Raw genomic sequence first — 12,939 nt, 5'->3', positions numbered from 1 at the left:
GGCAATGAAGCTATCAATTGATGATTTACATAAGGCCTTCGAGAGCCGTGTCAGGCTTGGCATCATGTCGGCTTTAGCAGTCAATGATGCTCTGGATTTTACGTCGCTAAGGGACTTCCTGAACGTGACCGATGGCAACCTTGCAACCCACATTAAAAAACTGGAGAAGGAAGAATTTATCGGTGTGGAGAAATCTTTCGTAGATAACAAACCCAATACCACTTACTATATGACTGACGAAGGAAGAAAAGCTTTTGAGGAACACCTTAAAGTGCTTGAAAAAATCATTAAGTCTCAAAAATGATCAACTATATCAAACGATAAATTCAGCAAATACAGCATCATTTTTTTTACTTACTTACTTTTTATTTAAAAGTACTTTTATAATAAAATAAGAAAACGAATAATCATGAATAACCGGACTGATTTAATACGACCTATCACCGAACCTGCCTTAATCACACTTTTATTATTATCTGTGCCTTTTATTGCAAGTTACTATACCGATGAAGTGTTATGGAGCGCAGGTGATTATCTGTTGGCAGGAATTCTTTTGTTCGGTACCGGTCTCACCTACAAATTGGTGACCAATCATTCGTCCGGTACAGCATACAAAGTTGCATTCGGATTTGCTCTATTATCCGGACTTTTTCTTATCTGGGCAAATCTTGCGGTAGGCATCATAGGATCGGAGGATAATTACTTTAACCTGATCTATTTTGGTATACCGCTCGTTGGTATCATCGGAGCTTTTACCGTCCGTTTTTCAGCAGTTGGACTGGCCAAAACCATGATCACACTATCTATTCTGCTAGTGATGGTCACCGTTATTGCCATAATTAGCGGTATGTATCGGGTAACCGGCAGTTCAATTATAGAGGTTCTCGGTGTCAATAGTTTATTCATTTTTCTATTCAGTATATCCGCCCTGCTGTTTCGCTATGCAGCTCAACAGGAAGCAACAAGCAGTGAAAATGAATCTTGATATTCAAACAAAATAAATTAACTCAGTGACGTCATGATCAATCTAAAAAAATCCCTGGGAATACGATTGTTCGTCATCGCATTCCTGGCACTGGCTCTTCTTATTCCCTCCGTGCTGATTCAAGAATTGATTTCTGAACGGGAAAACAGGAGAAATTCCGTTGTAGACGAAATCAGTCAAAAATGGGGAAAGAAACAAACCGTGGTTGGCCCGGTACTTAGCATCCCTTACAAACATTATTTCAGCGTCGACGATAAAGTAGAACATACTATCCGATATGCACATTTTTTACCGGAGAAATTAAATATAAAAGGCTCTATTGTACCAGAAGTTCGTTATCGGGGTATTTATAAAGTCATCGTTTATAACGGAAAATTGATGTTTTCTGGAAACTTCCATTCTCTTGACCTATCGGTTCTGAATATATCTCCGGAAGATTATTTATTAGATGAAGCCTTTATTTCTGTAGGTATCTCCGATATGACCGGGATCAAAGATTTTATCAGCATCAATTGGGATGGACAGGATTATCCGGCGAATCCCGGAATAGAGACGAATGATGTCTTGCAATCAGGTATTTCCATTGCACCGGTAATTGCAGCAAACAAAGAGTACCGGTTTGCTTTTGATCTGAACCTGAACGGAAGCGGTGGCATGCTCTTTTCACCAGTTGGCAAACAGACTGTTGTTGAGCTCAACTCTGAATGGGCCAATCCAAGCTTTACCGGAAACTTTCTGCCTGTTGAGAGAGAGGTCAACTCATCCGGTTTTCGAGCAAACTGGGAGATTCTGCACCTTAATCGAAATTTTTCGCAGCAATGGACAGGTCCAAACCAGGAGGTATCCGGTACAGCATTTGGCGTGGACCTACTGCTTCCTGTTGATGGATATCAGAAAACGATGCGGACCGCAAAATATGCGATCATGTTCATAGCCCTTACATTTATGACCTTTTTCATGATAGAATTGCTGGGTAAAAAAGTGATCCATCCCGTTCAGTACCTGCTGATAGGTTTTGCATTGCTGCTTTTCTATACACTGTTGCTCTCGATTTCTGAATACCTATCCTTCAACCTCGCATATGTTATAGCTGCTTCGTCCATTATTGCCCTCATTACGGTCTACTCCTTTCGTGTACTTTCAGATATGCGTAAGACCGGTATCATTCTAGGTGTACTGATCCTACTCTATGGGTTTCTCTATATCTTGTTACAACTTCAGGATTATGCCCTGCTTATGGGAAGTATAGGACTCTTTATTGTCCTCTCCCTGGTGATGTACCTTACCAGAGAAATTGACTGGTTTGAAATACTCGATGGTCCGAAAAGAGCATCCGGAAATGTGCAAATAGAGAACTGAAATATTTCTGTTGAAGGTGTCGCATTTACCGGATCAGAAACCTATAATTGTAGATATGCATGTAAATTATTACCTATAATTAGATTGAAACTTGAAGCTGTCTGAAAATGGGTACTACTATTGTAACTTACGCACAATGAATAAAAAATCCTTTTTTGAAATAGCTTTTGGAGCAGCTCTTGGGATAGTACTATATCAGTTAATCTTTCAACTAATTGAAGCTGAAGGTATACTGGAAGAAAATTTTATTGTAGAAGTTATTATAATGGCCGCTTTTGCTTTTTCCGGTATTCTGCTTGTCCAATGGATCTCCTCAAAATTTTTTAGAAGCAAGGAATAAAAATTTAGGTTCGGCAGTAGACAAGAGAAAAGCAGTGTGTATCCGAATTAGCAGGTTTACATCTTAAATCTATAAACTCATGAACGAAGTGAACCACCTCTCTCAGGCAGTTCTGGATACCTGGCAAACCGGCAATAGAATTACCTGCTACCTTATCGAAAATATATCCGACGAATTGTGGGTATCAAAAGTCCCGGGATACCAACAGAAGACCATCCGCATGATTGGCGGCCATTTGCATAATACGCGCTGCATGTGGCTGAAAACCGTAGCTAAAAAAAACGTGCTGACAGTGCCGGACCCTGTTGACCGATATGGAGTCACACAAACAGAACTATTATCCTCGCTAGCTTTCAGTTCCGATTCCGTATATGAACTGCTTCAACAAAGCCTGGAAAATGCCTCTACCCTGCCGGGATTTTCCCTTGATGTGGTGCACTTCATGAACTATTTGACCTCACACGAAGCTCATCATCGGGGTCAAATCATTATGGCTGCCCGGCAACTTAATCAGAAGCTTCCGGAGGATGTCACCTACGGTGTATGGAAATGGAGTATAAGAGCCAAGGAAATATAAATCTTTAACCTGAGTGATTACACTTTCCGATAAAGGATCTCTTCTTGACAATGAATAATTGCTCCGGCTAATGAAAAGAGATGTGAACTATTCTAGTTTAAATTAAAGATGCCAAATTATATAAACTCTCAATTACCTGATTTTTATTTACTTATTGCAAGTAAATTTCTTCGGACAACTACCGGTCAGAATATCTTATGCACTTTGGATACATAGGTTTTTAATCTTTTGGCTTGTGTTGTATCGGGAGAGGCGTATTGGTGAAGCAACAGGAATGCTCAGTCATTTATGACCATGACCGGTTTTATCACTTGATTCTTGTCCGATATTCTTCAAAAGCTTGCCCAAATATTTACAATGGTTGTAATACATCATCCTACAGCTTCAGTGGAACATGAACCACAGTCACTTCAGTAATTAGCACGTGTTTGCTGACTCTTGTAATTGCTATCGTACCATTATAGTCAAACCTTTAAACCAAGTACTCAATAAGGAGATTTATTATGAAAACAACAATCAATATGCTGATTTCTTTTTTGATGCTTTCATTGTTGTCAACCGGTGCTTTAGCCCAACAAACAGGACAACAGCAGCAACAAAAACAGCAACAGATGATGCAGCAGCAAATGCAGCAGATGCAGCAAATGATGCAACGTGTTAATCAACTCCAGGAACGCACCCACACTATGAACCAGGAGATGAATCGTAAAATGCAGGCTGCCCAAAACGAACAGATGCGAAATCAATATCGAAACATGTATCGCTTCGGTGAACAACTAGGTTTAACTCTCGGAACCCTAAAAAATGCTGCCGAACAGTGCAACCTAATGTTACAAGATAGAGACATGTTAAGAGACCGCGATATGCAGCGTGATATGGACCGACTCCGTCAGCGTTTACATGATATGACCGGTGATGCTGAAGAGGCCGTACAGGCTATGGATCGCATCCGACTCCGTCTGCAAGACCGAGATCAAGATCAAACCCAATCTCAATAGATACTAACGTACCTGTAATCTTTAACGCACAAAATTAGGTGCCAATATGGATATCACAATAAAATCTTTGACCATGTCCATAGTGATTACCGGTCTTCTGTTAGGGGCCGGTTGCGTGAAGGCGCAACAAGTTTCCTATTCGGGAAGCATCCAATACGCAACCGGTTCTTACTTTTTTGATGAAAGTACACAGAGTTTCTCCCTGGCAAACGGGTTAAATATTTCAGGAGATAATATTACGGTTTCCTTTAATGTGCCCTTCATAGTTCAAAACTCACCCTGGCTTTCGTACGGAGTGGCCGGATATATACCTACCGGGGGACCGGATCATAAAACAGTGCGGGATTCCTCAGGTCATGGTCAAGGACAAGGCGGTCAGGACGGCAGAAACAAACTGTTTTCAACTGCCAAAGAGCCCAATAACATGAGGAATAAGATGAGTGACGATCCTGTGGTTTTGCCAGATACCAGCAATTACAAGCAATCAAGCTTTGGCGATCCCAACGTCTATATGAATCTCAAATTATATTCTTCCGCTTCGGAAGCCACTTCCCTTCAATTGAATTCCGGATTGAAAATTCCGCTGGCAGATCCAACCAATGGATTCGGCACCGGGGAATGGGATTATGGACTTGGCTTATCCCTCTCCCAGCGACTGGGTAATTTCTTTGTCCTTGCGGATTTTATGAAGTGGTGGTTTGGGGACCTTCCCGATCTTGAGCTGAAAGATCCGCTCACCTATACAGTTGGTGTAAGTAAAATGTTAGGTACCGGAAAATGGATGATAAATACAACCTACAGCGGCTACACTGAAATTATTTCGGGCTATGAGCCTCCCAGAACTTTAAACCTTGGACTCGGTTATTTCCTATCTCAAAGAGTTTCCCTGAATGGCACTATGGGAGTAGGTCTCAGTGAATCGTCATCTGACTTCTCACTGGGTTTGGGATGGATGATACGGCTCTAGAATTACACTGAATCATTTAATGCCACGGGCAAACAACTCTTAATTCCGTTATAGATTTATTTTCGTAAAATATGTCCATACCTACATTTGTGCTTTAGAAATCCCGTCTCTATAATGATTTCATAAAATTACTTTTACATCAATTGAGACCTGGTTCAAATTTTAAAAGTGCCATCACTATCTAATCACTATTGTGCCTTCTTGCTTTTAATTGCCATTGTAATCTCAGGCTGTTCCAACAGTATCTACAACCGGGTCAGGTCTAATCTGCCTTCATACGATAATGGAACTGTAATCGTAGAACCCGATGCGGCAATATTCATTTTTAAACCTGAGCCCAGGTCCGAATGGCAATGGTATCAGAAAACAACGGGCATAAGTGAGCTTGAATATAGCTTTGGCGTTCAGTTTGAACTAGATGGGGTAGAATACCAATGCGGATACAGCCTTTTTAAGCATCCCTTTGCACGTCCCGACGATGGATCTTTTAAGGAACTGATAGATGCCGGACAAGTTGACTTATGGAAGGAAGAGTCAACTTCAGGGGGACCCATTGGAGGAAATAGGGCGATCGTAGCAGTATCAAATCGGAGGATGGAATATGTACGTATGCGGACCCTTGTGGATGACAATTCTTTAGCTATTGTTCTTAAGGAGAAAGATATTGTTGAACAGTTTAACAGTGCCCGTCCGGATAGCATCTTTTTCAGGCAAATCCTTCCATCTGAAATGACTCAAAGAAAATCTGTAAAGGTTACCTACCGAAATCCCGAAGGTTTGAATAACTAAGTTTCTGCTTCTTTAAACATTATCCTAATAATGGTGATGCTGATTTATCAATAATTTGAATCGTACACCGGACTTATTTCATTATACCATTGCTAAACCGGGTCTGGCATCACTTCTCATCTATTCAGTACTACAATTCCTACAGGAATTTCCTTACACACAGAGATGCATGCTTTTGCTATTGTTTTAGCATGAAGAAGGGTACATCAAAACAATATACGTTAAGATTTCAGCTGCTAATTTTTTTCTGCTTGGCATATGGCATCTCATGGCTTTTGTGGGCCCCGCTCTGGCTACCTGCATTCGGAATGGACGGATGGCCGATTCTAAGCTTTCAACATACCTTAGGGGCCTTTGGACCGATGGCAGCGGCTTTCATCGTTTCAGCTGCATTTATGGGTAAACAAGGAGTAGTTGCCCTCTCTTCTCGCCTTTTACTCTGGCGTAATCGAACTCATTGGATCGCTATTGCCCTACTCGGTCCGTTTGTATTATATCTTCTGGCGGTTGCAGGTGGCAGGATAATTACCGGAGAATCTATTTCCCTTGAGAGCTTAGGCACAACCTCTGAATTTCCAATAAGGAGTTTAATCGGGATCTTTTTATATAACATATTCACATTTGGGTATGGTGAGGAGACCGGGTGGCGAGGTTTTGCCCTGCCCCGCCTCCAGCAGTATTATTCGGCTTTTACTTCCACCCTCATGCTCACCTTTTTTTGGGCTTTGTGGCACCTTCCGCTCTTTTTTTACCGACCGGGTTATACGGATATGAATCCGGCGGAAATAGCCGGCTGGTTTTTCAGTTTGCTTACCGGGGCATTACTGCTCACATGGCTCTACAACAGCAGCAAAGGTAGTGTGCTAGTTGTTACCGTTTTTCATGCATCCGTAAATGTGATCTTCACTTCGGATGTTCAATCAGATCTGGTAATTAATTCACTTGGTATTCTTATTACCGTCTGGGGAATTGGTGTATTATTGATTGCCGGTCCAAAATATCTTTCAAAAAAAGGAAAGATGATTGCCAGTGGAAAACATAAACAAAGATTATTCCGGAATTAGTAATTCAGCTTTGATGTTATCACTGTTTCCAAAGCAGTAGAGAAGAACTGAAAATTCTGCTTATTTTCATTGAGCCGTAATAAGTACCGTTGCGCTTACAAAGATGGGCAAATAAAAAAATAACCGGAACACATTTGTAATTCCTTTCGGTCTGAAAGTCAAAACAAATAAGCCGCGGTTAATTTTTCGGCTTTTTACTGATTCTGCCGTAGCAGTCTCAGTAATTGTGTTCATTAGTAAGTAGCACATTTCCGGTATAATTGTCAATAGTCTTCAAGTATTACTTTCCCACAACTTTTCCACAAAGTTATCCACATTTACCTATTTGTGTCATCTCCCAATTGCTACAGTACTGTATTTTTTTACAGGCAAAAACCCGCGAATCTATCACCGTAAAATTACCTAAATAACGCTTTTTGATTGCTTAGATGGCAACAATTTGTAAATTGTCGGTATCGGTATAGTATTAGTGACAACCAATCCCACAGCCATGAGTGCCTTAAAAACACGGCAAAATGATGGAAATGTAATTGCCTTTCTGAATGAAGTTGAAGATTTGCAGAAAAAAGAAGATAGTCTGTTATTGCTGGATATTATGAAAGAGGCTACCGGTGAAGAGCCTAAAATGTGGGGGCCTAGTATCATCGGTTTTGGTAAATATCATTACAAATATGAAAGCGGACGCGAAGGCAACTGGTTCCTGACCGGGTTCTCACCAAGGAAGCAGAATATGAGCGTGTACATTATGCCAGGTTTTGAACACTTCCATCATCTCACCGAGCAATTGGGTAAACATTCTACAGGTAAATCCTGTCTCTACTTCAAACGGCTTTCTGACATCAATCAAGAAATACTTCGCCTGTTGATTAAAGAATCCGTCGATTACATGAAAAAGAAATATTCTTGAATTACTGTTTCTGATTCATCTAAACAGCTTCATTGACTTTCAAGCAGCTCATCCAGATAAACCTCTTCTTTCATTATCTTAGCTTTCCACTCGGTATCTAGCCTATCCAATAACTCAGCTTGTGCCCAGCCGGTATAGTAAAACATAGACTCTGAAAATTGCAGATCACTCCGCAGCTGACTGATTTCACGGTTTCGATAATCAGGTGCTTCCTGATATCGGTCGAATTCGGAATCCTGCAACATACCCTGCACCGGTTCATAATCTTCTGACTCGTAGGCTGCCTGCCAAATAGCAATCTCCGCATATTTGGCCAGACCCTCCAGCCATTCACGACGTTGTTCATAGTGTACCAGATTTTCAGGCAGCTCTTCCCTCCTTTCCTTTCTAAAGGCCGACCACTCGACTACTTTTTTCTTCAGGTCCAGACTATCTTTTGTTTCCAGGGCCTCTGCAAGTATTTGTCTCTCCTTAAGCCACTGTTCTCTGAAGCGATCATCCCCCCATGGATACTCTGTTTCTAACGCTGTTGACTGTTCTGACTCCACCAACCTATTGTAGGCAACACGCGCCTGTAAGACATGAAACGACTCATGCAGTACAGCTGAAATATACCAGTCGCTGTTAAAATGGTTGGTAAAAAGGAAATAGGGAAAGACAGGCTTTGAGACTGCCGGTAACTCACTTTTTATAAGTTGCACCATACGGATGGAGGTCCACGCTTTTGTAGTCATACTTGCAGCATAGGTATTCCCAATTCGAACTATGAAAGCCTGAGGAGTGCTGCCGTCTTCGGGCAACTGTTGACGGTAATATGATGCGTCCGGTACAGGATCCCATTTGCCACCCCCTTCAACGCCATAAGGAATCCGCTCCCAACCCGGGGATGGGTTCTCTATTCCGGTCAGAAATGCATAATCCTCATTGTATAGCAGTATAGGGATATCCTGCTTCGACCACCCGGGCCAAACCTCATCTCCCAGTGTGTTTCTCAAATGAGTAATCTCACGAATGCGAGTCAGTTCCTCTTTACTTAACCGTGCTAAAACAGGGGAAGAGTCAGGTAGGGTTTGATTGTACACGGCAATTCCACCGAGGAGCAGAATCAGCAGGATCAAGAGTCCGCCCAACATCTTTAAAAACAGGGAGAGACAACCGCCTTTCTTCATGATCTTTTTCTATTTTGCTTGCTTGTCAGATGTGATCTACTTCTCAGGCATCTCAGTTGAATAAAAGTTGGATAAAAATACATTAAAGACAAGTTGAAATATTATAAGGGTGTTACCTACAAGGTATCGTGTAAAGGTATTATCAAAGATTTAAAAGCAGTATTTGCAGTTTAGCTACAGGCTATTAACTTAGAAAACAATACATCCAATTTAACCAGGTAAATTATGCAACAACGTATTAATCTCTTAGCTGTAGCTATTCTAACCATAGGAATATTTGTAACTGCAAACTTGGGCAATGCCGTTGCTCAGTCGGATGGAGAGTGGATTTCCCTATTTGACGGGGAGTCACTGGACGGTTGGAGAGCTAGTGAAAATACGGAAACATTTAGCGTGCAAGATGGAAGGATTGTGGCAGACGGGCCTCGTTCTCATCTCTTTTATGCAGGCGAGGTTCAAAATCACAACTTTACAAATTTTGAATTCAAAGCTGATGTCATGACAACCCCTGGATCTAACTCGGGTATCTATTTCCATACGGAATACCAGGATTCAGGCTGGCCTGCCAAAGGCTATGAAGCCCAGGTAAACAACTCCGGTTCCGACCCGCGTAAGACAGGCAGTCTTTATGCCATAAAAGATGTATCTGAAGCTCCTGCTAAAGACAATGAGTGGTTTACTATGTATATAAAGGTTCAGGGAAGCCGGATCACGATCAAAGTTAACGGAAAAACCATGGTTGAGTACACCGAACCAGATAATGCCGAACGGCCCGAAAACATGTCAGAAAGGTTACTTTCCAGCGGTACCTTTGCCTTGCAAGGGCATGATCCGGAGAGCACGGTTTACTACAAAAATATCATGGTAAGGCCGCTACCAGAGAAGTAATTCAAAATTTTGGATATTCATTTATAGCGACAATAAAATATTACTGGTTGAATAGGTCTTTTACAGCATCTTTTGCTTTATTTTTTAGACCTTCAATTTGTCCGCTTAGGGCCGAATTAAGTGCCTCATTGATAATTCTGGAAGTGATTTGACGAATCACCCCAAAGGCTGAGGTGTTGCCACTCTTGCCAAGATTTTCTAATTCTATATCCCCCATGTTAACCACAGCTGCCTGTTCTCCTCCAACGTTTGGTGTTACGGAGACCCGTCCGTTTCTTACCAGGAGTAGCTCGATGACCAATCCTCCGGAAGATGAGCTCTCCTCTTCTGAGGATTGCTCCATATTTTTCATCAGCATGCGAAGATTGTTTTCGGGTACTTTTTGAATGACCGAAAGAGCCGGTTCATCAATCAGTATGCGGTTAATTACCAATGTATCGGCGAGTAGGGTGCCTACATCCATCGTGATCTCAAAGCGCTGCATAACCATCGCATAATCACTGTCAAAACCTTCCGGATTTCTGACGCGAAGCCCTTCAATAGTACCTGATCCGGAAAAAAGTGAAATGGAAACATTTTCGACCGTGACTTCGGTCTTTAGCATTTTGGAGCCTGTTGACTCAATACCTGATTGAACAATGTAATCCAGTGAAAAGGTAAGGACTACGAAAGCCAGAAGTACAATTCCAACAATACCGGTAATTGAATATTTTAAACTTTTACTCATAAAACTCTATTTTAGGGCTGATTTAAATTTAATTGGTACTGATTTTATTTTAAGTCTGGTAATACCGCATAAGTAATTGCACATCAGCAATTTAACATTATTACACTTTAACTACATGCTTTGTTCCCATGCCCCGTTGCGCCTTTTTAACCATGGATAACCTTGATGAGTTTGAGGTATATGATGATTTGCTCCTAGAACCTCTTTCAAAGTTCGGATGGTCGGTCGATATGGTCTCCTGGCGCAATCGAAAGGCCCGATGGGATCAGTATGAAGCTGTGATTATTCGATCGCCTTGGGATTACCAGCAAGATGCCGAACTTTTTATGCACGTGCTGGAAGAAATTGATCGCTCACCGGCACTGCTTGAGAATCCCCTTGAGCTGGTTACATGGAATATCGATAAAATCTATTTAAGAGAATTACAGGAGAAAGGAGTATTAATTGTTCCTACACTCTGGAGTAAAAACTTCCACATAAGAGACCTTGAATCTGCTTTTGAAAAACTAAATACCTGTGAGCTGGTTATCAAGCCAACCGTTAGTGCCAATGCAGATAACACTTTTTGGCTGGATAGGCAGTCCCTTTCAAAAAAAGCTGATGAGTTAGTGGAAGTCTTTTCAAGTCGACCCTTCATGATCCAACCCTTTATGGAAAACATTGTCAGCGAAGGTGAGTTTTCTCTTTTTTATTTTGGCGGAGAATACAGTCACACTATCCTTAAGACACCGGCCAAAGGTGATTTCAGGGTTCAGGAGGAGCATGGCGGTATCCTGGCTTCGGCAGATCCCGAAAAAAAGTTATTACAAAGAGCAGAGCAGACTATGCAATTTTTGGAACCGCAGCCTCTTTATGCAAGAGCCGACTATGTGAGAACCGAAGACAATGACTTTGCACTTATGGAACTTGAACTCATTGAACCTTCGCTCTATTTTAATATGGATCCAGAGTCACCGGAGCGTTTTGCCAGAATTTTTGATCACTGGATGAAAAAGAAGAAAAATAGCCTATAAGAATCTTTGTCTTAGTAGATAGATTTGCCAAATCGACCTATAATTATTTAATCTCCCATGTTTCAGGGCCACGCAGCAGTTCATCCAGGTCGCCCTCCCCTTTTCTCCGGAAGGTTTCTTCAATTTGAAGGTTAACTCCTTCGTCATAACGGGGCCGATCAACGGCAAATAAAACTCCAAAAGGTCGCGGCATATGTTGCGGGGTCTCAGCTCTCGGATCGGGTTCATCAAAGAAACGCGACAGCAGATGAGCTTTCGTGGCATCCTTTTCGTCATGTATCCAGAGGTCATCCTTGGTATAATTGCTTTCTTCCAGGGAAACGATCTCGGGTTTTAATCCATCTAGGCGAATGCCTTTTGTATTTTCCTCCCCGAAAATAAGCGGCTCTCCATCTTCGAGGTATATGGCCTCCTTGGGACGGGACTTTTTATCAGTGAAGAGCTCGAATGCCCCATCGTTGAATACGATACAGTTCTGATAGATCTCCAGCATGGAGGTTCCTTTGTGATCGTTGGCACGTTTGAGCATAGCCTGCAGGTGCCTCGGATCCCGGTCCATGGTTCTGGCTACGAATGTACCGTCGGCACCAAGACTTAAAGCTACAGGATTGAAAGGGTGATCCACAGAACCGTAAGGTGTCGATTTGGTAACCGTACCCTCATGAGAAGTTGGGGAGTACTGCCCCTTCGTAAGACCGTAAATCTTGTTATTAAAAAGCAGCAAATTCACGTCTACATTGCGACGGAGGAGCTGCACAAAGTGGTTGGCTCCTATGGAGAGGGAATCCCCGTCACCGGTGATAATCCAAACGCTTAGCTCCGGACGAGTTACTTTGAGTCCGGTGGCAATAGCCGGAGCACGCCCGTGAATAGAATGCATGCCGAAGGTATCCATGTAATAGGGAAAACGGGCTGCACAGCCAATACCTGAAATAAATACGATATCTTTTTTAGGCACCCCGATATCCGGCATAATATTCTGTACCTGTTTTAAAATGGTATAATCGCCGCATCCAGGACACCAGCGCACGTCCTGATCCGAAGAAAAATCTTTTCCGCTGTATTCAGGCAGGTTGCCATTTTCATTCCGGTTTTTGTTTATATGTTCCTGAATCTTCGTATTAATTGTCATAACAATCGATTTTATACTATAGGC

The 12,939-nt window shown here is 42.0% G+C and carries 15 protein-coding genes; 12 read left to right on the top strand and 3 right to left on the bottom strand.

Going from position 1 to position 12,939, the window contains the following annotated elements; genetic code table 11:
- Positions 1 to 4 precede the first annotated feature (4 nt).
- From G3570_RS06445 to G3570_RS06400, 10 genes are all read left to right on the top strand, one after another.
- Positions 5 to 304 carry a winged helix-turn-helix domain-containing protein gene (locus tag G3570_RS06445; protein WP_165140449.1) on the top strand — a complete coding sequence of 100 codons (300 nt, stop codon included), beginning with the start codon at positions 5 to 7 and terminating at the stop codon, positions 302 to 304.
- A gap of 105 nt (positions 305 to 409) precedes the next feature.
- A complete protein-coding gene (locus tag G3570_RS06440) occupies positions 410 to 985 on the top strand; it encodes a hypothetical protein (protein ID WP_165140447.1) in 576 nt (191 codons plus the stop codon).
- 33 nt (positions 986 to 1,018) lie between these two features.
- The gene (gene creD / locus G3570_RS06435) at positions 1,019 to 2,344 is read left to right on the top strand and encodes a cell envelope integrity protein CreD (RefSeq protein ID WP_165140445.1); all 1,326 of its coding nucleotides are present in this window, start codon (positions 1,019 to 1,021) and stop codon (positions 2,342 to 2,344) included.
- Positions 2,345 to 2,480: 136 nt separating this feature from the next.
- The gene (locus G3570_RS06430; RefSeq protein WP_165140443.1) at positions 2,481 to 2,684 is read left to right on the top strand and encodes a hypothetical protein; all 204 of its coding nucleotides are present in this window, start codon (positions 2,481 to 2,483) and stop codon (positions 2,682 to 2,684) included.
- A 79-nt stretch (positions 2,685 to 2,763) separates the two neighbouring features.
- On the top strand, positions 2,764 to 3,261 hold the full coding sequence (locus G3570_RS06425) for a DinB family protein (protein ID WP_165140441.1): 498 nt from the start codon (positions 2,764 to 2,766) through the stop codon (positions 3,259 to 3,261).
- Positions 3,262 to 3,782: 521 nt separating this feature from the next.
- Complete coding sequence (locus G3570_RS06420) at positions 3,783 to 4,259, top strand: hypothetical protein (protein WP_249066754.1); 477 nt, start codon at positions 3,783 to 3,785, stop codon at positions 4,257 to 4,259.
- A 46-nt stretch (positions 4,260 to 4,305) separates the two neighbouring features.
- Positions 4,306 to 5,226, top strand: coding sequence for a transporter (locus G3570_RS06415; RefSeq protein WP_165140437.1), 921 nt, complete (start codon positions 4,306 to 4,308; stop codon positions 5,224 to 5,226).
- Between the two features lie 168 nt (positions 5,227 to 5,394).
- Entirely contained in the window at positions 5,395 to 6,015 is a 621-nt protein-coding gene (locus G3570_RS06410; protein WP_165140435.1) for a hypothetical protein, read from the top strand.
- Positions 6,016 to 6,266: 251 nt separating this feature from the next.
- Positions 6,267 to 7,079, top strand: coding sequence for a CPBP family intramembrane glutamic endopeptidase (locus tag G3570_RS06405; protein ID WP_249066752.1), 813 nt, complete (start codon positions 6,267 to 6,269; stop codon positions 7,077 to 7,079).
- Positions 7,080 to 7,569: 490 nt separating this feature from the next.
- Entirely contained in the window at positions 7,570 to 7,986 is a 417-nt protein-coding gene (locus G3570_RS06400; RefSeq protein ID WP_165140431.1) for a DUF1801 domain-containing protein, read from the top strand.
- Between the two features lie 29 nt (positions 7,987 to 8,015).
- On the opposite strand, the gene G3570_RS06395 is transcribed toward G3570_RS06400, so the two are convergent.
- Complete coding sequence (locus G3570_RS06395) at positions 8,016 to 9,155, bottom strand: hypothetical protein (RefSeq protein ID WP_165140429.1); 1,140 nt, start codon at positions 9,153 to 9,155, stop codon at positions 8,016 to 8,018.
- A 225-nt stretch (positions 9,156 to 9,380) separates the two neighbouring features.
- On the opposite strand from G3570_RS06395, the gene G3570_RS06390 reads away from it, so the two are divergent.
- Entirely contained in the window at positions 9,381 to 10,043 is a 663-nt protein-coding gene (locus G3570_RS06390; protein WP_165140427.1) for a 3-keto-disaccharide hydrolase, read from the top strand.
- 40 nt (positions 10,044 to 10,083) lie between these two features.
- Here the strand turns inward: G3570_RS06390 and G3570_RS06385 are convergent, their stop codons facing one another.
- A complete protein-coding gene (locus tag G3570_RS06385) occupies positions 10,084 to 10,770 on the bottom strand; it encodes a DUF748 domain-containing protein (protein WP_165140425.1) in 687 nt (228 codons plus the stop codon).
- A gap of 128 nt (positions 10,771 to 10,898) precedes the next feature.
- Between G3570_RS06385 and G3570_RS06380 the strand changes: the two genes are divergently transcribed.
- Positions 10,899 to 11,783: an ATP-grasp domain-containing protein gene (locus G3570_RS06380; RefSeq protein WP_165140423.1), complete on the top strand. Its 885-nt coding sequence runs from the start codon at positions 10,899 to 10,901 to the stop codon at positions 11,781 to 11,783.
- Between the two features lie 43 nt (positions 11,784 to 11,826).
- Here the strand turns inward: G3570_RS06380 and G3570_RS06375 are convergent, their stop codons facing one another.
- On the bottom strand, positions 11,827 to 12,915 hold the full coding sequence (locus G3570_RS06375; protein ID WP_165140421.1) for a 2-oxoacid:ferredoxin oxidoreductase subunit beta: 1,089 nt from the start codon (positions 12,913 to 12,915) through the stop codon (positions 11,827 to 11,829).
- Between the last annotated feature and the right edge of the window lie 24 nt (positions 12,916 to 12,939).

The sequence above is a fragment of the Halalkalibaculum roseum genome, assembly GCF_011059145.1.
Classification (GTDB): Bacteria; Bacteroidota; Rhodothermia; order Balneolales; family Balneolaceae; genus Halalkalibaculum; species Halalkalibaculum roseum.
This window is presented reverse-complemented; position numbering and strand designations above follow the sequence as displayed.

Bases quoted from the DNA above. Each gene is read 5' to 3' on its own strand.
- G3570_RS06395 (WP_165140429.1), bottom strand. From the start codon at position 9,155: ATGAAGAAAGGCGGTTGTCTCTCCCTGTTTTTAAAGATGTTGGGCGGA.
- creD (WP_165140445.1), top strand. From the start codon at position 1,019: ATGATCAATCTAAAAAAATCCCTGGGAATACGATTGTTCGTCATCGCA.
- G3570_RS06385 (WP_165140425.1), bottom strand. From the start codon at position 10,770: ATGAGTAAAAGTTTAAAATATTCAATTACCGGTATTGTTGGAATTGTA.
- G3570_RS06390 (WP_165140427.1), top strand. From the start codon at position 9,381: ATGCAACAACGTATTAATCTCTTAGCTGTAGCTATTCTAACCATAGGA.
- G3570_RS06380 (WP_165140423.1), top strand. From the start codon at position 10,899: ATGCCCCGTTGCGCCTTTTTAACCATGGATAACCTTGATGAGTTTGAG.
- G3570_RS06400 (WP_165140431.1), top strand. From the start codon at position 7,570: ATGAGTGCCTTAAAAACACGGCAAAATGATGGAAATGTAATTGCCTTT.
- G3570_RS06375 (WP_165140421.1), bottom strand. From the start codon at position 12,915: ATGACAATTAATACGAAGATTCAGGAACATATAAACAAAAACCGGAAT.
- G3570_RS06440 (WP_165140447.1), top strand. From the start codon at position 410: ATGAATAACCGGACTGATTTAATACGACCTATCACCGAACCTGCCTTA.
- G3570_RS06420 (WP_249066754.1), top strand. From the start codon at position 3,783: ATGCTGATTTCTTTTTTGATGCTTTCATTGTTGTCAACCGGTGCTTTA.
- G3570_RS06425 (WP_165140441.1), top strand. From the start codon at position 2,764: ATGAACGAAGTGAACCACCTCTCTCAGGCAGTTCTGGATACCTGGCAA.
- G3570_RS06445 (WP_165140449.1), top strand. From the start codon at position 5: ATGAAGCTATCAATTGATGATTTACATAAGGCCTTCGAGAGCCGTGTC.
- G3570_RS06415 (WP_165140437.1), top strand. From the start codon at position 4,306: ATGGATATCACAATAAAATCTTTGACCATGTCCATAGTGATTACCGGT.
- G3570_RS06430 (WP_165140443.1), top strand. From the start codon at position 2,481: ATGAATAAAAAATCCTTTTTTGAAATAGCTTTTGGAGCAGCTCTTGGG.